17 protein-coding genes are annotated in these 16,571 nt (G+C 39.4%); 10 read left to right on the forward strand and 7 right to left on the reverse strand.

Features of this window, described 5'->3' with window-relative positions; translation table 11 throughout:
* Positions 1 to 194: 194 nt before the first annotated feature.
* Positions 195 to 890, reverse strand: a complete 696-nt coding sequence (locus tag RM529_RS12415) for a glycerophosphodiester phosphodiesterase (protein WP_311485099.1) — start codon at positions 888 to 890, stop codon at positions 195 to 197.
* A gap of 227 nt (positions 891 to 1,117) precedes the next feature.
* On the opposite strand from RM529_RS12415, the gene RM529_RS12420 reads away from it, so the two are divergent.
* The 8 genes from RM529_RS12420 to RM529_RS12455 all read left to right on the forward strand — a co-directional run bounded on the left by RM529_RS12420 (position 1,118) and on the right by RM529_RS12455 (position 6,442).
* Positions 1,118 to 1,966 carry an SDR family oxidoreductase gene (locus RM529_RS12420; protein ID WP_311485100.1) on the forward strand — a complete coding sequence of 283 codons (849 nt, stop codon included), beginning with the start codon at positions 1,118 to 1,120 and terminating at the stop codon, positions 1,964 to 1,966.
* A 43-nt stretch (positions 1,967 to 2,009) separates the two neighbouring features.
* Positions 2,010 to 2,534, forward strand: coding sequence for a DUF421 domain-containing protein (locus RM529_RS12425; RefSeq protein WP_311485101.1), 525 nt, complete (start codon positions 2,010 to 2,012; stop codon positions 2,532 to 2,534).
* A 1-nt stretch (position 2,535) separates the two neighbouring features.
* Entirely contained in the window at positions 2,536 to 2,802 is a 267-nt protein-coding gene (locus tag RM529_RS12430; protein WP_311485102.1) for a SemiSWEET family sugar transporter, read from the forward strand.
* 188 nt (positions 2,803 to 2,990) lie between these two features.
* The gene (gene gntA / locus RM529_RS12435; protein WP_311485103.1) at positions 2,991 to 3,692 is read left to right on the forward strand and encodes a guanitoxin biosynthesis heme-dependent pre-guanitoxin N-hydroxylase GntA; all 702 of its coding nucleotides are present in this window, start codon (positions 2,991 to 2,993) and stop codon (positions 3,690 to 3,692) included.
* A 3-nt stretch (positions 3,693 to 3,695) separates the two neighbouring features.
* Entirely contained in the window at positions 3,696 to 4,313 is a 618-nt protein-coding gene (locus tag RM529_RS12440; RefSeq protein WP_311485104.1) for an FMN-binding negative transcriptional regulator, read from the forward strand.
* A 15-nt stretch (positions 4,314 to 4,328) separates the two neighbouring features.
* On the forward strand, positions 4,329 to 4,940 hold the full coding sequence (locus RM529_RS12445) for a DNA polymerase ligase N-terminal domain-containing protein (RefSeq protein ID WP_311485105.1): 612 nt from the start codon (positions 4,329 to 4,331) through the stop codon (positions 4,938 to 4,940).
* Positions 4,921 to 5,868: a non-homologous end-joining DNA ligase gene (gene ligD / locus RM529_RS12450; RefSeq protein WP_311485106.1), complete on the forward strand. Its 948-nt coding sequence runs from the start codon at positions 4,921 to 4,923 to the stop codon at positions 5,866 to 5,868. The genes RM529_RS12445 and ligD overlap by 20 nt, the downstream gene beginning before the upstream one ends.
* Positions 5,861 to 6,442 (forward strand): DUF1989 domain-containing protein, encoded by a 582-nt coding sequence (locus tag RM529_RS12455; protein ID WP_311485107.1) that lies wholly within the window; start codon positions 5,861 to 5,863, stop codon positions 6,440 to 6,442. The genes ligD and RM529_RS12455 overlap by 8 nt, the downstream gene beginning before the upstream one ends.
* 80 nt (positions 6,443 to 6,522) lie before the next feature.
* Here the strand turns inward: RM529_RS12455 and RM529_RS12460 are convergent, their stop codons facing one another.
* Together RM529_RS12460 and RM529_RS12465 are read right to left on the reverse strand one after the other, a co-directional pair.
* Positions 6,523 to 7,254, reverse strand: a complete 732-nt coding sequence (locus RM529_RS12460; RefSeq protein WP_311485108.1) for a TerC family protein — start codon at positions 7,252 to 7,254, stop codon at positions 6,523 to 6,525.
* Between the two features lie 101 nt (positions 7,255 to 7,355).
* Complete coding sequence (locus RM529_RS12465; protein WP_311485109.1) at positions 7,356 to 8,528, reverse strand: PQQ-dependent sugar dehydrogenase; 1,173 nt, start codon at positions 8,526 to 8,528, stop codon at positions 7,356 to 7,358.
* 329 nt (positions 8,529 to 8,857) lie between these two features.
* Between RM529_RS12465 and RM529_RS12470 the strand changes: the two genes are divergently transcribed.
* A complete protein-coding gene (locus RM529_RS12470) occupies positions 8,858 to 9,619 on the forward strand; it encodes a DUF481 domain-containing protein (protein ID WP_311485110.1) in 762 nt (253 codons plus the stop codon).
* A 797-nt stretch (positions 9,620 to 10,416) separates the two neighbouring features.
* On the opposite strand, the gene RM529_RS12475 is transcribed toward RM529_RS12470, so the two are convergent.
* The gene (locus RM529_RS12475) at positions 10,417 to 11,454 is read right to left on the reverse strand and encodes an AI-2E family transporter (RefSeq protein ID WP_311485111.1); all 1,038 of its coding nucleotides are present in this window, start codon (positions 11,452 to 11,454) and stop codon (positions 10,417 to 10,419) included.
* A 306-nt stretch (positions 11,455 to 11,760) separates the two neighbouring features.
* On the opposite strand from RM529_RS12475, the gene RM529_RS12480 reads away from it, so the two are divergent.
* Positions 11,761 to 11,937: a histone H1 gene (locus RM529_RS12480; protein WP_311485112.1), complete on the forward strand. Its 177-nt coding sequence runs from the start codon at positions 11,761 to 11,763 to the stop codon at positions 11,935 to 11,937.
* 226 nt (positions 11,938 to 12,163) lie between these two features.
* Here the strand turns inward: RM529_RS12480 and RM529_RS12485 are convergent, their stop codons facing one another.
* From RM529_RS12485 to RM529_RS12495, 3 genes are all read right to left on the reverse strand, one after another.
* Positions 12,164 to 14,320: a xanthine dehydrogenase family protein molybdopterin-binding subunit gene (locus RM529_RS12485; RefSeq protein WP_311485113.1), complete on the reverse strand. Its 2,157-nt coding sequence runs from the start codon at positions 14,318 to 14,320 to the stop codon at positions 12,164 to 12,166.
* 73 nt (positions 14,321 to 14,393) lie between these two features.
* A complete protein-coding gene (locus RM529_RS12490) occupies positions 14,394 to 15,401 on the reverse strand; it encodes an FAD binding domain-containing protein (RefSeq protein ID WP_311485114.1) in 1,008 nt (335 codons plus the stop codon).
* Positions 15,402 to 15,418: 17 nt separating this feature from the next.
* Positions 15,419 to 16,201: a 2Fe-2S iron-sulfur cluster-binding protein gene (locus tag RM529_RS12495; RefSeq protein ID WP_311485115.1), complete on the reverse strand. Its 783-nt coding sequence runs from the start codon at positions 16,199 to 16,201 to the stop codon at positions 15,419 to 15,421.
* Positions 16,202 to 16,571: the final 370 nt, after the last annotated feature.

Consider the following 16,571-nt stretch of genomic DNA (forward strand, 5'->3'; position numbering starts at 1 on the left):
GTTATCAGTTATCAGTTATCAGTTATCAGTTATCAGAATTTCGGGTGCTCGCGATAGGTTCACAAATCATAATCAAAAAAGTTGTCCACATTCTCCCGAAATCTTTCCTCTTTTCTCTTTTCTCTTTTCTCTTTCACGTTTAAACTATTCACTTCTCACACTTCCCTCTTCACTTTTCCCTTCAACTTTAAACATTAAACCTTTACTAACCTATCCGGATAATCAGAAATAATTCCGCTTACGCCAAATTCCTTCATTCTCGCAATAGCATCGGGTTCGTTTACCGTCCAGACAATCACTTTAAAACCCGCTTCTTTGGTTTGCCGCACATTATCTTTGGTCACAATTCCTATAGAAGGATGTATTGCGACTGCCTCCAGGTCTTTTCCCTTTTTTATAGCTTCAGAAACGCTTGCTTTACTTAAAACCCCAATCGGAATTTTTTCGCTGAATTTCCTGGCTTCAAAAAGCTCATTTACCTGGAAACTGGATACTACAAAGTCCGAATACTTCCAGTTCCGATTTTCAACATAATCCTGAACAACATCACAGGTAGCTTTGGCCGTGTTTGATCCTTTTAATTCAATATTTATCGAACATTTACCTTCAATTAGATCCAGCACTTCAGTAAGCAACGGGATTTTGTAAGCTCCACCAACTTTCAACTCTTTCAGAATTTCCCAGTTTTTACTGGCAATTTCTCCACTGCCGTTGGTAGTGCGGTCCAGCGTAAAATCGTGTATCACCACAATTTCTCCACTCCTGCACCTGTGCACATCAATTTCAATCATATCAACGCCAAAATCCAGCGCTGTCTGGATGCTCTCCAATGTATTTTCGGCTAAATGGCCTTTAGCACCGCGATGTCCGATTTTTAATATTGAATCCATGCTGCAAAGGTATTCAATTAGCTTCTAAATCGTGTAAACTGAAGTTCCTGAATCCTGAACAGGGGTTTTAGAAAAGACTTAGTACCGCTTAACATTTTTTTTGGTGCAACACTTCTTAATTTTAAAAATTCAGACTTTAAAAAAAACCGAAGAATAGGTCGAAAATTGGCAAATATCGACCTGCTCTTTAAAGAGAGATTTCTATAATTCAGTATAAAATTAAAGCTATGACACAATCTAAAAACTTTCCGGAACAGGATCAATCCCAGCCGGGCGAAGAACATAAAATGCATCCTGAACCTAAAATAATAAGGGATAACTATAAAGGAAGTGAAAAACTGAAAGGAAAAACAGCTTTTATCACCGGTGGTGACAGCGGAATTGGCCGTAGTGTTGCGGTCCATTTTGCCCGGGAAGGTGCCGATGTTGCGATTGTTTATCTCGCAGAAGATGAGGACGCACAAAAGACCCAAAAAATGGTGGAAGACGAGGGACAAAAATGTTTAATTATTGAAGGTGATCTAAAAGATGAAGCCTTCTGTAAAAAAGCACTGCAAAAGTGCATTTCAGAATTTAAAAAATTGGATATACTGGTAAACAATGCCGCAGTGCAATTCCCGAAGAGCAACATAGAAGATGTTTCTACAGCGCAGATGAAGGAAACTTTTGAAACCAATATTTACCCCTACTTTTTTATTGCAAAAGAAGCTGTTAAACATCTCAAAGAGAACAGCTGTGTTATAAATACCACCTCTGTGACTTCTTACCGCGGCAGCAAACACCTGCTGGATTATTCCAGTACCAAGGGAGCAATTACTACTTTTACCAGATCGCTTTCAAAAATGCTCGTGGATAAAAAAATACGTGTGAATGCTGTTGCGCCGGGACCAATCTGGACTCCGCTAATTCCCTCAACCTTCGATGATGTAGAAGATTTCGGAAAAAAAGTGCCGATGGGCCGGGCCGGGCAACCATGCGAAGTCGCACCTGCTTACGTGTTTTTAGCTTCAGAAGACAGCAGCTATATAACGGGACAGGTGATCCATATTAACGGAGGTGAGCAAATTGGAGGATAACTTTTCTTTGTTGTAACTTGACACAAAATTTTAAACAGCAGTAATGGAAAAATGGTTTGGTAGCTCCTGGGAAGCCCTGGCAGCAATATGTATAACGGCAGTGGGTATTTACGGGGCAGTAATTATTTTAACCCGCATTGCAGGAAAGCGTAGTTTTTCCAAAATGTCGAGTTTCGATTTTGCCATGACCGTAGCCGTTGGGTCCATTATTGCATCCACACTTTTAACAACTTCAGTTCCTCTTATACAAGGAATTGTGGGATTGGCTGCAATTTATACCCTGCAAATTTCCGTTGCATTTTTGCGCCGATTCAAGGTGGTAAGTGATCACGTGGACAATTCCCCTTTGCTGCTGATGGACGGAAAAGAAATCCTAAAAGACAACCTTAAGAAGGCCCGGGTAACAGAAGGGGATCTGCGATCGAAATTAAGGGAAGCCAATGTGCTTAATCTATCACAGGTTAGAGCCGTAATTTTTGAGACCACCGGAGATATTTCGGTGTTGCACAGCGAAGACGAAAATGAAGTTTTTGAAGACTGGCTTATCAACGACGTAAAACGACAATAATTTGGAGTGGACTGATGTTTTAGGAATAGTAGCCGGGATTTGCACGACGGTTTCTGTAGTCCCGCAGATACGCAAAGCCTGGAAAACAAAAAAAGTAGACGATGTCTCACCGGGAATGTTCGCCACCTTAATGGTTGGGGTAGGCCTGTGGGTTATTTACGGCATAACTCAAAATGATTTGCCGATAATTGCCACAAACGGAGCTTCACTTGCTTTAAATTCTTTTATGCTCTACTTAATGCTTCGCTACCGGAAAAAAGAGAAGTAGGTTCATTGGTGAAGAGTGGAAATTCGTAATCCTGTAATTCAAACTAAGTAATTTTTCTTCAGAAAAAACCGGAATTCACTGCCGCACAGTAGTGCCTGTAGTTAATCTTCTATAAATTAGCACTAATATATTCTTAAAGGCTTTTCAATTTTCGGGTTAACATTTAATTTTAGCAAAAGCTTGATTTTATGTTGGTGAAAAAGAAAAAAACGGAAAAAGAAACACCTGTTTCTGACAATTCTGAAAAGGATTTAAAAAAAGAATTTGAAGACTTTATAATTGCAGAAAATCATCCATGTGTGATGGCCCAGACTGTCTTTAGTATGGATCATGTGGATTTTCATACCTATACTAATTTTGGCTCTAAAGAGGCCGCAACAAAAATTATTGAAGACCTTAAGAGGTATATTGCAAGATATGACTTTGAATCTAAAGACTTCTTCACATTTATAGCTGCTTTTAAAGGCGAGGGTTCTTTTACTGAAGATGAATTTGAAAAAGCCCTCTGGCAGCAACTAAATTTACTTCATGAAGTAGACGACACCCCCTGGGATAAAAACGTAAGTGACGACCCAGAGAATGGAAACTTTAGCTTTAGCCTTGGAGGAAGGGCATTTTATATTGTGGGACTTCACCCAAACAGTTCCAGGATGGCGAGACAAACCCCTTACCCGGCAATAGCTTTTAATTTACACTGGCAGTTTGAAAAACTCCGTGAAATGGGAACCTATCATACGGTAAGGAATAAAATTAGGGAACGTGACAGCGAACTGCAGGGAAGTATCAATCCAATGCTTCGTGATTTTGGTGTAAACAGCGAGGCCAGGCAATATAGTGGAAGAAAGGTTGGAGAAGAATGGAAATGTCCGTTTCTTAACGGCAAAATGTAAAACATGTACCAGCGGGACAGTTATAAAAAGCGGGACAAGAAGTTTATCTTTGAATTTATAAAAGCGCATCCTTTTGCTACTTTTATTCTGAATGGCGACAGATTACTAGCCACTCATATTCCTGTTCTTGCTGAAGGTAATGAAGATGACTTTGTACTTTTTGCTCATATTGCCTATAATAGCGAGCAATATCAATATTTAAAGGATGGTGCAGAAGCTTTATTAATTTTCCAGGGAGCACATGCGTACGTTTCTTCTTCCTGGTATAAAGAAACAGATATCAGTACCTGGGATTATTCTGCAGTTCACATAAACGTTAACCTAAAAATTCAAACCAATCAAGAACTGGAAGAATCTTTGGAAAAACTGATCGCTCATTTTGAAAAAGACCAGGCTAATCCTATATTTTATAAGGATCTACCAAAAAAAATGCTCCAGGATCATTTGCCTTTGATCACGGGTTTCTGGTGTGAACCGGTAAAAATTGAAGCTATCGCCAAACTCCACCAGGGTTCTGAAAAAGATGACCTCAAATCTGTTACTAAACACCTGCAGGAAAGCGGAAACCCTGTAAGCCTTCAGCTGAAAAAAGATATTGAAAAAGAGAATAAAATGCACTAAGTAAAAAACCTGACCATGGCAGAAAAAGGACTTCTCGAAAAATATCGTGAAAAGCGGGATTTTGATATTTCTTCAGAACCCTTTGGAAGCGAAAATTCTGAAGAAGGCGAAAAAAAGCCAATTTTCGTCATCCAGAAGCATGATGCCACCAATTTACACTACGATTTCCGGTTATTGGTAAGTGGAGTTTTAAAAAGCTGGGCTGTACCAAAAGGCCCGTCTACCGATCCCGATGAGAAAAGACTGGCTATACAGACTGAAGATCATCCGTTGGAATATGCAGATTTTGAAGGTGTGATTCCCGAAAATCAATACGGCGGCGGCACAGTTATGGTTTGGGATGCCGGCACCTACAGAACCGAGAAAACAGATAAAGAAGGAAAACCCATTTCCATAGAAAAACAACTGAAAAATGGCCGCGCAACTTTTATCCTTGAAGGTAAGAAACTGAAAGGCGCTTATTCGCTTATCAGGATCAAGAAAGGTAAAACTGAGAACTGGCTGCTGAAGAAGGTGGCAGATGATGATGCAGACGCACGTAGAAATCCCACTAGCACAGAGAATAGTTCTGTCCTTACCGGAAGAAGGATGGAAGAAATCCGTAAAGATGCTGAAAAAAATGGCTGAAGAAATTTATAAAGGAGCCCACGAATTTGAGCTTAGCAATCGGGACAAAATATATTATCCAAAATCAGAATATACAAAAGGCGAAATAATAGACTATTACGAGAAAAATTCGGAAGTCATGTTACCTCATCTCAAGGATCGCCCTGTTACAATGCTAAGATTCCCCAATGGTATTGAGGACAAAAAATTCTTTCAAAAGGATGCACCAGATTATTTTCCCGAATGGATAGAAACTGTAGAAATACCAAAGCAGGAAGGCGGAACCACCAATTATGTAATCTGCAATAATGCCTCCACACTGGTTTATCTTGCCAACCAGGCATGCATTACTCCGCACATCTGGCTGAGCAAAAAAGACAAACCCGATTATCCCGACAGGATGATCTTTGATCTTGATCCTTCCCGGGATGACTTTTCAGAAGTTAAAACCGCAGCTAAGAGAATAAGAGAACTGCTTGAGGAGCAACTAAAACTTCCGGTTTTTCTAATGACCACCGGATCCAGGGGATTGCACATGGTTGTTCCGCTAAAACCTGAAGAGAATTTTGATGAAGTAAGAGATTTTGCCTGGGAAATAGCGAAATACCTGGAAGATAAATTTCCAAAAGATTATACCACCGCCACGAGAAAGAACAAACGAGAGAATAAATTATTCCTGGATGTGGCACGAAATGGCCTTGGGCAAACCACAGTTGCTCCCTATGCGGTGCGGCCATTACAAGGCGCTCCCATTGCGACTCCCATAGACTGGGACGAACTTAATTCTTTGGATTCAGCTCAAAAATATAATTTAAAGAATATCTTTAAAAGACTGGCCAGGAAAGAAGACCCATGGTCGAAAATTGCCAAAAAAGCAACTACACTTAAATCAGCAAAAGAAACCTTCAGCACCATGCTGAAAGAAAAAAATAAAAAAGCCAATGACTAATATAATTAAGAAGCAAACCGGCGCAGCTTTCCGTATAAAAAAAGGACAGCGACTAAAAGTTACAGATCCCGAGGGCCAGCAGGTAAGCGATATGGTATTATTTAATGCCGAAGATACACGCGAAAAGATTTCCAGCGGAAAAACGCTCGATTTTGAAGAAAGTATCCTTATTTCCCGCGGAAATTTCCTGTGGAGCAACCGCAGCCGCAAAATGATGGAGATCCTGGAAGATACCAACGGCAGAAATGACTTTTTACTGGCTCCCTGCAGCCCTGAAACTTTCCAGATCATGTACAATAATCCCCATTATCATCCCAGCTGCTTCGAAAATCTGTATACCAACCTTAGCCAGTATGATATCGCGCCAGATGACATTCCTACCGCCTTCAATATTTTTATGAATGTGCAATTTGACAAGAACGGAAAGTTAAGCGTAGATCCCCCTTTAAGTAAACCCGGTGATTTTGTGCTTTTCGAAGCTAAAATGGACCTTATCGTTGCACTTACTGCATGCTCTGCCGAAGACAGCAACAACGGAAGCTTTAAACCTATTCTTTATGAGGTAATGGATTGATGTTTACCACAATAAATGCCGATAATTGCCATTTTTTAATATTTACCTTTTTAAGGCACCGCATAATAACGCTAAATATTTTAAGGCTCTGAAGCTTCGCTTTGAGCACCTTTCTTCCTGTATCTCATGTTCAGCATTTCTATGGCCAGCGAGAAGAAAACTGCAAAATATATGTATCCTTTAGGCACGTGGTAATGAGCTCCTTCTACAATAAGCATCACCCCAATGAGGATCAAAAACGATAAAGCGAGAATTTGAATAGTAGGATGGTTATTTACAAATTCACCAACTGGTTTTGCAAATATCATCATTACAATTATAGCAATCACCACTGCTATTATCATGAGAATTATTTCTTCAGTAAGACCCACTGCGGTGAGAATGGAATCGAAAGAAAACACCATATCCAAAAGTACAATTTGTACAATTGCTGAAGAAAAGGAACTAACTTTGGTGACTGACTGATCTCCTTCTTCCTGACCTTCTACTTTGTGATGGATTTCCAATGTACTCTTTATCAGAAGAAAAATTCCCCCGGCCACAAGGATAATATCCCTCCAGCTAAGTTCAAAGCCCCACATAGTAAGCACAGGTTCTGTTAAACCAATTATCCAGGTAATGCTTAAGAGCAATAGGATACGGGTAATAAGTGCAAGGGATAAGCCTCCCAACCTGGCCCTTTTCTGCTGATGTTCTGGCAATCTTCCTGCCACCAGGGAAATAAAAATAATATTATCGATCCCAAGAACAATTTCAAGAAATGTGAGTGTTACCAACGCAATCCAGGTATCGGGCTGTAAAAAGATTTCCATAAACAAAGGCGATCTTAGAATTTGAGACAGCAGACAAAATTGATGGAAAGGAAGTTCTCTTCAAAGCCCTTTAGCTCAATTTTATGAATTTGGACAACATATTATTGCTCATATGAAATCCTGTAAATAATACCGTTTTGATCATCAGAAAATAAAACCGATCCATCCTGAAGCTCAACCAGTCCCACAGGACGCCCAAACCGGGAGGTGCCATCTTCACTTAGAAAACCGGTAATAAAATCTTCAGACTTTGATGCTTTTTCATTATCAAAGTCAACGGTCATTAATTTATATCCCGAAGCCGGTTTACGATTCCATGAGCCATGAAAAGTCACTAAAGCCTTATTCCTGTATTCTGAAGGAAACATGTCTCCTCTGTAGAAAATGAGATCCATTGGTGCGCTATGTGCTGTAAACGAAATTTCTGGAAAAATTGTCTTTTCGGCATACTCTTCCCAAGTCTGATCTTTTGGTGGCTCATCTGCCTTGTTGGCTTCCCCGTTGTTATAAACGTATGGCCATCCATAGTTACCGCCTTCTTCAATCTTATTCAACTCTTCTTTTTGATCATCATCACCAAGCCAGTCTATACCGTGATCCATTCCGTAAAGCTCCCCAGTTTCCGGATGCCAGGCAAAGCCTATGGTATTCCGCAGGCCCTTCGCAAAAATTGTTCTTTCACCGGTTTCAGGATCAACCCGAAGCATGGTGGCATTTTCCTCCCGGGTTTCCTCACAGGCGTTACAGGTACTTCCTACAGATATAAATAAATCTCCGTTTGGTGCAAATTCAATAGTACGGTTAGGATGCTGCCCACCATCTGGCAGGTTCTCCACAAATTTTTCCAGTTCGCCTATAGAACCATCATTATTTATTTCAGCCTTAAAAACATCGTTTACAGTGATAAGATAAAACATGTTGTCCTTTATTGCAACTCCATGAGCTCCTTTTTTCGTTACGACTGTTTCCTGTGCATCCGACTTTCCGTCGTTATTATTATCCTTAAGCATTACCACATCACCTTCTCTTCGGGTAACGTAAACATTGCCATTTTCACTAACTGCCATCATTCTAGGTTTCCCCAAACCTTCCGCAAATTTTGTGATCTTGAAACCTTCGGGTTTGGAGAGGGAGCTAATGCGCGAAGCCGTAGCTTCCATTTTCTCCGGTTTGTAGATGTGCCCTACTTTTTCTTCGGAAATGATATTACCTTTTTCCTGAGCATAAAAAGATGCCGTGAATAAAATGGTAAAGAAGAATAATATTTTTCTCATTGAGTCTGTTTTTACTGATTCAGAAAATGAAGTTAAAGCAAATACGTTCTAAATAGCGTTAATACATGGTTAATGAGTTTGTAAATTTTTCCAACAGCAACGTTTGGTTTCTTTCCGGTTTAAATTTTCATCTTATTGCTTTAATGTAGCGCACATCTTTTTTTGGCAATTATCGGCACATTATTCTGAAAAAAGGTTCAGATAAATTCAGAAGGATTAACAATTAAGATTTTAAATTTGAACGAGCAGTCCCGTGAATAGGAATGTTATTTACATCTTAACACTATATTTAAAACAGATGTTTTTAAATTTGGATTTCATTCCACGTTATGATTAGAATTCTTCTTTTAAGCCTAATTTGCCTGACTCCGGGTCTTCTTTCTGCCCAACTGGTGAATATTGAATCCAAACGCATGCAGACCGATTCTGTGAGATTTGCACTAAATGCCGATTTTTCCTTCAACCACAACAACAATGACGGCACCCAGGTGAACCAGATAGATGCTGCCCTTACCGCACAACTGAAATCAAAGGACCTTAGGAAGATCCTTTTCCTTCTGGGAAACTATAAGTTCATAGATTCCGAAGAAGAAAACCTGCAGAATGTTTGGTTTCTACACGCCAGGTTTAATTATAAGTTCAACCAGTTATTGCGATTGGAAACTTTTATTCAAGGACAGTATAACCAACTTTTAATCGTAGAACAGCGTAACCTGATTGGTGCCGGGCTGCGGGTTAAGTGGATGGACAGGTCACGCTTTACAGGTTATGCAGGCAATAGCTATATGTATGAAATGGAATCCAGTGACAGGGCAGAAACTACCAGATATAATCACCGGAACAGTACATACCTTACTTTATCATATTCTGCAAAGTCGGAGAAATTTTCTGTTGCCAATACCGTTTATTACCAACCGCTTTACAGGGATTTGAACGACTACAGGATCCTGGAGCAATTTCGTCTGGACATCCCCCTGTCCAGCTGGTTAAAAGTTTTCACCATTTACAACTACTACTTTGATAGTAAAACCCCGCTGAATACCAAAGAATATACCTCTCACTTAAATTTTGGGATAGGGATCATTTTGTGAGTGTGCGAAGATATTATCAACAGGTTAATTATAATTACTGTATAATTTTTGTTACGAAGTGCTTCAGGAAAGACTATAGTTCAAGTAAATCATATATGAGATTCGTTTTATTGCACATAACTATTTGATAATCCAATAATTATTTTATTTTTCCATTTGTTATGCATGAGATTTTCCCAGTACTTTCCTCCTTAAGTTTTGCCAGAAATTTAATTCAGGAAGCGACAATGAAACAAATAGATAATATCTGACGTAAAATTCTTAGAGTACGGAAAACCGTATTTTTTTCTTAAACAGAAAAGTTATTTTTGAAATGAAAAAGAAAATGGAAGATGAATGCCGGCATCTGGGAAAAGTGAATTGAGTAGGGTCGATAAGCTCTTCCCTTGGGCCGGTTTTTAACAACTACAGAAGTATTCTACAAACCTACCACTCCTTGAAGAATAACTATCCCATTGCCTGGATACATAAAAACCCTTCGCTTTTATCAAAATCTGATAATTTTCTCGACAATCCCCTTATATGCTCTGCTGCCACGGGATTTGTTAGTGAACATAATTCCAGGTCGTGCAGCTCTAGCTGTGATCGTAAACCAGCATTTCATACAAAATCAACGAAAAAACCTAAAACTTTGACACACCCGCACACAATACGTCTGCAAAGATAGCGACGATAAAAACGTCAATTTTCGTACTTCAGTCCTTCTCTGCACTTCTTTTAAAATCCAACTTACTCACTGAATCTTTATACACCAGCAGCATTTAATACTTTGCCAATAGATGTCACGAATTCTTAATTTACCGGGATTCCCGTTCCTTTAGATACAAATCCTGAACTAAAACTATTGCCATAACCGTAATTGGAGTGGCCAGAATTAAACCCCATCCCCCGGTAAGGGCGCCCATAAAAAGTTGTGCTATAAGAATAAGTGCGGGAGGCATCTGAACAAGCTTTTTTTGAACCATTGGTGTAATGAAATTGCTTTCGAGAAATTGAACGAATACGTAAATTGCCAAAATAATAAGCGCGGTCTTGGGTCCGTCTAAAAGCCCAATAAGTATTGCAGGAATTAAAGCTATTAAAGGCCCGAAATTGGGAATAAAACTTAGAAGTCCTGCTAAGAGAGATAGCACCAGCCATAAGTCTATTCCAAGTATTGCGAGCCCAATTGCGGTGAAAGCAAAAACTACAAACATGGATAACAACTTTCCCTTAAGCCATTTCCTTAACTGCTTTTTAAGGTTACTCAAGACATTTTCAACCTTTCTTTGTTTTCTAGGAGGAAAAAGCTGAACAACCCCGCGCGCATAAAGATCTGGGGAAACAGTAAAGAAAATTCCAATAAAGAGTACAACATAAATGTCACCAAAAACTCCAAACGTAGATTGGAAAAACCTTCCTCCAAAAGCTTCTGCTTTTTTAATAGATTCTTCTGAAGTAAGTCTTTCCACAACTTCCTGCCCTACTTTGCTATTATTAAGCTGTTCTTTAAGGTTTTGAAAAGTTGATGGAATAGTTTCACTAAGAACAGATATTTGAGACTGAATTTTAGCTCCTATTAGCCAGAAAAATAATCCAACTATTAAAAAGGTAGCAACTATGGAAATAGTTTTGCACAACCACCTCTTCCAGCCCGTCTTTTTCTCAATAAATGAGCTTATACCTGTAAAAAATATTGCAATTAGTGTTCCTGCAAAGATTAACAAAAGAGCATTTGCAGCTTCTATTATTAATAAAATAAGTAACGTCGTGAAAGTTAAAACTCCAACAACAATCCAGACTTTTTTTTGAAAAGAAATGGCTTCATCCTGATCATTGTGTGAATTCTTTTGCATCTTTTAGTTAGTTTAGTTTTACGTGAAATCCTAAGCAACTAATTTCTTATCTTTTTCTTTATCACACCCAATCTTTTAGATTTTTTATCGTACAAGAAGTGGAAATTATCTTTTTGTAAAAAATAAAGCAACAAATAAATCCTTCCTCTCCTAATAACTTTCAGAAAAGCATTCGTATTAATGCCCGACTTAAATTACCCGCTCTCTTTATTTTATAGATGTTGATATAATCATCAGAAAAAGCTGAAATATTAAGGCTGATACCTTTTATTCTTTTATTTTCGTGCCTTAATCTAAAATATTATTATGAAAGATCTTATTGAAAACATTCAGGCTACTTTTGAATCTTTTAAAACAGATGCTACTACACAACTGGAGGATGGTAATAAAAGCGCCGGAACAAGAGCGAGAAAAGCCTCTTTAGAATTGGAAAAGCTTCTAAAAGAGTTTCGTAAGGTTTCTATTGCAGAATCAAAAAAGTAAATTTCCTTTAAGGTGAGTCCGGAATACGTGCTCTTCTAAAAGAAAAACATGCCTCCTTTTTCAGGAGGTTTTTTTTGATGCTTCTATAACCTACATAGCTTATGTTTAGGTTTAGAGGAGTGAAAAATATAAAGTTTTTCCTGTATGGATTGATCCATTTTTGGTCATTATTCCATAAAAGCTTTACATCGCGCCAGTTTTGAATTAAAAAATTTACCATTAAGCCTCAAACCAGTTTTGCCGGTGTGATGGGTAATGTTCTCATTCTTTTACCCGTAGCATTATAAATGGCATTAGCAATTGCTGCGGCTACACTGGTAATACCAAGCTCTCCAATTCCCTTCACCCCCAGACGATTGATGTTCTTGTCCTCTTCCGGTATAAAGTGTACTTCAATATCCCCCACATCAAGGTTTACCGGCACATGATAGTCTGCTAAAGTCCGGGTAACATAACTTCCATATCGTTTATCGAGCGTGGTCTCTTCGGTCAAAGCCTGCCCTATTCCCCAAACAATGCCTCCCAGCACTTGAGATCTCGCAGTCTTTTGATTTAAAACAGTACCTACGGCTGCTGTGGAAACAATCCGGTTAACTCTAACAACACCTAGACTTTCATCTACCCAAACTTCAGCAAAATGAGCTCCATAACTAGAATGGGCATAATCGTTGAAGTTTTCTGAAGGACCTTCGGTAGCTTCAGTTTGAAATTCATCTACATTGGCGGCTTGCATTAAAGCACCAATTTCCATATTTTCTGAAGTGTTTCCTTCTATTTTATCCCTAAGTTCTTTTTTAGCCTTTTCACATACTGCATCTACAGCGCTGGTGTAACTCCCGGCTCCCCAGGAACCTCCGGAGCCGGGAGTTGGTGGTAAATCGGAATCGCCAATATGAACCTCTATATCGTCTACCGGCAGGCCTAAACTACTAGCGGCGGTTTGAGCAATAATAGTGTAAGTACCAGTTCCAATATCTGTCGCGGCCATTTCTATTACAGCTTCCAGGCCATTTTCAGTATTTTTGAGCTTTAGGCGAGATGATGTTTCCTGGTAAGGTGCACTCCGTGATGCTCCTGCCATCCCATAGCCTATTAGCCAATTATCCTTCTTAGTGCTTCGTGGCTCACTTTTTCGCTTCTCCCAACCAAATATTTCGGCACCGGTTTTCATACTTTCAACAAGCGATCTACTGGACCAGGGTTTACCATTTTGAGGATTTACCTTAGTTTCATTTTTTATACGGAATTCAATAGGATCCATTTCCAACTTGACAGCCAATTCATCCATAGCAGATTCTAAAGCAAAACTACCCGGAGTTTCCCCGGGAGCCCGCGTCCACGTAGGAACCTGTATATTTGAATCGAATACGCGATGGGTCACTAGTTGATTGGGAACGGCGTAGGTAACCCTGGTAATAAATCCGCTCTGCTCCACAAAAACCTCATCTTCGGCAGTATGGGTAAAAATTTCATGAGCAAAAGCGGTAAGCTTTCCGTTGGTATCTGCTCCGGCTTTCACTTTTTGTCTGTTTAACTGGCGTAATCCCACATTAGTTTGCATCATTTGACGTGTGATTACCGTTTTTACAGGTTTATCCAACATCTTTGCAGCCATTATAGTAAGCATTACATGTTCCCAGGCCCTTAGTTTGGAACCGAAGCCCCCGCCAATATATGGGGAAAGCACTCTAACTTTATCTTCTGGAATTTTAAATGTATTTGAAATTGCGGTTTTTGTTGGCCCCAACATTTGCGTGGCATCATATACGGTAAGACTCCCATTTTTAAAAACTGCAATAGTTGCATGGGGCTCCATGGGATTATGTACTTCAATAGGAGTTTCGTAAGTTACATCTATAGTTGCCGATGCATTTTTAAAGCCTTCTTCCATGTTCCCCCTGCTGGTGTCGGTTTCAGATCCATTAGCATTTTCAGGCTTATAGGCTTTATCCACATTTTCGTCAAAGCCAATCACAGGATCTTTTTTAGTATACTTTACTTCCACCAAACGGGCAGCATATCTAGCCTGCTCATAAGTTTCAGCAACCACCATCGCTATATACTGGCCGTAACTAAGAATTTTGGTACTATTTAGCACAGGCCTTGCCCTGGTCATTCTGTTGCCGGGAGTAAGTTCTGGCATAGAATCTACCGCATTTTCTACATTCTTATGGGTGATTACTTTCACTACTCCTTCAGTAGCTTCAGCTTTACTTGCATCTATACTTTCAATTTCTCCAGACGCGATGGTACTCTGCACCGGAAAGCCATACAACACATTTGGAATCGGAAATTCAGCGGCATATTTGGCTTTTCCGGTTACTTTCAAATAACCTTCAATACGGCTTTCTGGTGCACCTAATTTTTTCTTTATATCACCCATTTTCAAATTATTTAGCTAAAGAGCTTTCATATTTTATTTAATTCGCTTCCAAGGTTTTTATTTTTCTCTGAAGTTATACTTTTTCCCCTGTTTTCGCCAGATTTAAAGCTCTCACTATGGCACGTGCTCCCAGTTCTACTTTAAACTTATTATGTTCTAAAGTTCTGGCATTTTTCATTTCAGCAGCTGCAGCAGCTTCAAAATTGGCCTGAGTTGCTTCTTTTCCTTTTAAGAATTCTTCAGCTTCCAAGGCTCTCCAGGGTTTATGTGCTACACCACCCATAGCGATTCTGGCAAGATTTATCGTATTCCCAGTAAGTTCCAGTCCCGCGGCTACAGATATAAGTGCAAAAGCATAACTTGAACGATCTCTAACTTTTAAGTAGTAACTATTTGCGGCAAAGTTATTTTTAGGAATTTCAATAGCCGTTATCAATTCGCCATGTTCCAGGTTATTGTCCTTCTCCGGCATATCCCCCGGTAATCTGTGATAATCTGTAAAAGGTATCGAGCGCATTTCTCCATTAGCACCTTCAACTTTGACGGTGGCGTCCAGAGCAGCCAAAGCGATACACATATCTGATGGATGCACCGCAACGCAATTTTCAGACCATCCAAAAATAGCGTGCAAATGGTTTTGCCCTTCCAGTGCTCCACAGCCAGTCCCCGGTTCCCTTTTGTTACAAGGCATAGCGGTATCATAAAAGTATGCACAGCGGGTTCGCTGATTGGGATTGCCTCCATTAGTAGCCATATTTCTAATTTGACCGGAAGCCCCGGCCAAAATAGCAAGAGATAATACAGGATAATTCATTCTTATTAACGGGTGGTTGGCGGTTTCGGTATTTTTAGCCATTGCACCTAATGAAACTCCGCCCCTATTTTCCCCTTCAGTTATTTCTAATATCTCACTTAATTCCAGACGGGTAACATCTATTAATTCATCAGGCCTCTCTACATCCTCTTTCATCAAATCGATTAAATTAGTGCCACCCGCTAAGTATTTCGCATTTTTATTTGCTGTTGCCTGGCTAACTGCTTCGGTACTGCTTTCTGTTCTTGAATATTTGAACGGTCTCATCTTTTAGTGCTTTAAATTTATTCTAATTCCTGCCAGTTAACAGAGGTGTCTTTTCCCGTATGTACTTCTTTTATCGCAGCCAAAATATTGGGATAAGCTCCACAACGGCAAATATTGCCCGACATTCTTTCCCGAATTTCTTCATCTGAAAGCTTAATATTTTTGGAGATATTTCGAATATCCTGGGTCACATAACTGGCGTCGCCGTTCTTAGCTTCTTCCATTAAAGCTACTGAAGAACAAATTTGACCCGGGGTACAGTAACCACATTGAAAACCATCATGTTCCACAAAAGCATCTTGTAGCGGATGCAGTTTAGTACCCTTAGCCAATCCTTCTACACTGGTTACTTCTTTACCTTCACAAGTGGCGGCTAGTGTTAGGCAGGATAAAACGCGATCTCCATCTATCATTAATGTGCAGGCACCACATTGGCCATGGTCACATCCTTTTTTAGAGCCGGTTAATTGCAATCGTTCCCGTAAGGCATCCAACAAAGTCATTCTGGAATCTATTGTGAGACTTTCTACTTCACCATTAATCGTGAAGGAAACGTCCATTGGATTAATTAATTTTAATGGTACTTCCATAGTATTGGGAGTCTCTGAAGCAAACATACTTTCTACAGAAAAAAATTGACTAGCCATTAAACTTAAACCTACGGCAGAAGTTTGACCTAAAAATTTACGACGTGATTCTCCAAAGATGCCCAATTCGTCCAGCAGTGCTTTTTCGTCGCCAGATAATTGCTGCTCAATTTCTGCTGAACCTTTTATTTCCTTTTTTATTTTTTTATCCATACCTGGTCTGTTTTTACTGGGAAAGGTTAATTCTTGCCAAATTTATTTTTGAGAATAATAAGGCTTCCCTTAAAAAAATAGAAACGCTGGTTTATCTATTCAAGATACCCTGTTTAGATTCAACCTCATCAGAGTTCGTTTCCTTGCTGAATTTAGCACAAATTTTTTAGATAAGTATATTAATTTGAGCTTTAGCGATTTTTTAGGAAATAGTTGAGAAGCTGATTTGCAGGAGAAATAATAGAATAGATATCACCATTTAGTCGTGATCTACTAAACTACAGGTTTATGCTCAGTTACTTTAAAAATCGTAGCACCAATGCTTCCGCCGAGTCATTCAATGCAAAAATAAACGCATTTAGAGCACAAT

The organism is Autumnicola edwardsiae (assembly GCF_031846505.1).
In the GTDB taxonomy this organism is placed as follows: Bacteria; Bacteroidota; Bacteroidia; order Flavobacteriales; family Flavobacteriaceae; genus Autumnicola; species Autumnicola edwardsiae.

What these genes read in the sequence shown, in the direction of transcription:
- RM529_RS12415 (WP_311485099.1), bottom strand. Translation starts at nt 890, where the DNA reads ATGGATTCAATATTAAAAATCGGACATCGCGGTGCTAAAGGCCATTTA.
- RM529_RS12420 (WP_311485100.1), top strand. Translation starts at nt 1,118, where the DNA reads ATGACACAATCTAAAAACTTTCCGGAACAGGATCAATCCCAGCCGGGC.
- RM529_RS12425 (WP_311485101.1), top strand. Translation starts at nt 2,010, where the DNA reads ATGGAAAAATGGTTTGGTAGCTCCTGGGAAGCCCTGGCAGCAATATGT.
- gntA (WP_311485103.1), top strand. Translation starts at nt 2,991, where the DNA reads ATGTTGGTGAAAAAGAAAAAAACGGAAAAAGAAACACCTGTTTCTGAC.
- RM529_RS12440 (WP_311485104.1), top strand. Translation starts at nt 3,696, where the DNA reads ATGTACCAGCGGGACAGTTATAAAAAGCGGGACAAGAAGTTTATCTTT.
- RM529_RS12445 (WP_311485105.1), top strand. Translation starts at nt 4,329, where the DNA reads ATGGCAGAAAAAGGACTTCTCGAAAAATATCGTGAAAAGCGGGATTTT.
- ligD (WP_311485106.1), top strand. Translation starts at nt 4,921, where the DNA reads ATGCTGAAAAAAATGGCTGAAGAAATTTATAAAGGAGCCCACGAATTT.
- RM529_RS12455 (WP_311485107.1), top strand. Translation starts at nt 5,861, where the DNA reads ATGACTAATATAATTAAGAAGCAAACCGGCGCAGCTTTCCGTATAAAA.
- RM529_RS12460 (WP_311485108.1), bottom strand. Translation starts at nt 7,254, where the DNA reads ATGGAAATCTTTTTACAGCCCGATACCTGGATTGCGTTGGTAACACTC.
- RM529_RS12465 (WP_311485109.1), bottom strand. Translation starts at nt 8,528, where the DNA reads ATGAGAAAAATATTATTCTTCTTTACCATTTTATTCACGGCATCTTTT.
- RM529_RS12470 (WP_311485110.1), top strand. Translation starts at nt 8,858, where the DNA reads ATGATTAGAATTCTTCTTTTAAGCCTAATTTGCCTGACTCCGGGTCTT.
- RM529_RS12475 (WP_311485111.1), bottom strand. Translation starts at nt 11,454, where the DNA reads ATGCAAAAGAATTCACACAATGATCAGGATGAAGCCATTTCTTTTCAA.
- RM529_RS12480 (WP_311485112.1), top strand. Translation starts at nt 11,761, where the DNA reads ATGAAAGATCTTATTGAAAACATTCAGGCTACTTTTGAATCTTTTAAA.
- RM529_RS12485 (WP_311485113.1), bottom strand. Translation starts at nt 14,320, where the DNA reads ATGGGTGATATAAAGAAAAAATTAGGTGCACCAGAAAGCCGTATTGAA.
- RM529_RS12490 (WP_311485114.1), bottom strand. Translation starts at nt 15,401, where the DNA reads ATGAGACCGTTCAAATATTCAAGAACAGAAAGCAGTACCGAAGCAGTT.
- RM529_RS12495 (WP_311485115.1), bottom strand. Translation starts at nt 16,201, where the DNA reads ATGGATAAAAAAATAAAAAAGGAAATAAAAGGTTCAGCAGAAATTGAG.